Below are 628 nucleotides of genomic sequence, written 5' to 3' on the forward strand. Positions count from 1 at the left end.
TAGTATTAGCACTGTTATTATTGTCATCGTCATGGGATGTACAGGCGAATGGTAAAAAGGCTCGAGCGGGTAATCGTAGTGATGCAATAATGCTACAACCGTCGCCAGTTATCCATTATGCAAGGTCGGAACTATGGGGTCCTGACGAATACACAGGCCCAGTTGACATATGGAATCCTAGAGCAGGCTTCTTAGTTCAATCAACCAATCCTGAATCATACAGTCTTAATTTTCCGACCACGGGTGCGCATAATTTATATTTTGATTTACTCATAACTGGAGATATAGAAGAATTGACATGGGAACCGGTCACGCATGAGGGAATCACTGCGACAGTGACAAGTGTTGCAGCTGATAATACTTCTAACCATTGGATTTTTGCTGAAGACAGATTTGTCGCCCGTGTTATGTTAACAGGTCCAGAGGCAAGAAATCAATGGGACAATCCTAATCCTAGCCCAATTGCTAAGCCACAGTTACCACAGACGTTTGAGTTAGTGGGTAGAGATATATATGGCATTGAGGTAGTAAAATATGGATTTGAGTTGAGGCAGTGGTTTGTCACTCGGGGACTTCGAAAAGATAGCCTTTCTAATCAAAGCACATGGTGTAATAGTTTGGGTTATCG

Annotated in this window: 1 protein-coding gene; it reads left to right on the forward strand. The window is 42.5% G+C overall.

Annotated features, from left to right (window positions below; translation table 11 throughout):
• Positions 1 to 628, forward strand: a 628-nt coding sequence (locus B9N71_RS08950) for a hypothetical protein (RefSeq protein WP_167370084.1), incomplete at both ends; no start/stop codon positions are given.

Origin of the sequence: Gilliamella bombi (genome assembly GCF_900103255.1) — a bacterium.
Lineage (GTDB): Bacteria > Pseudomonadota > Gammaproteobacteria > Enterobacterales > Orbaceae > Gilliamella > Gilliamella bombi.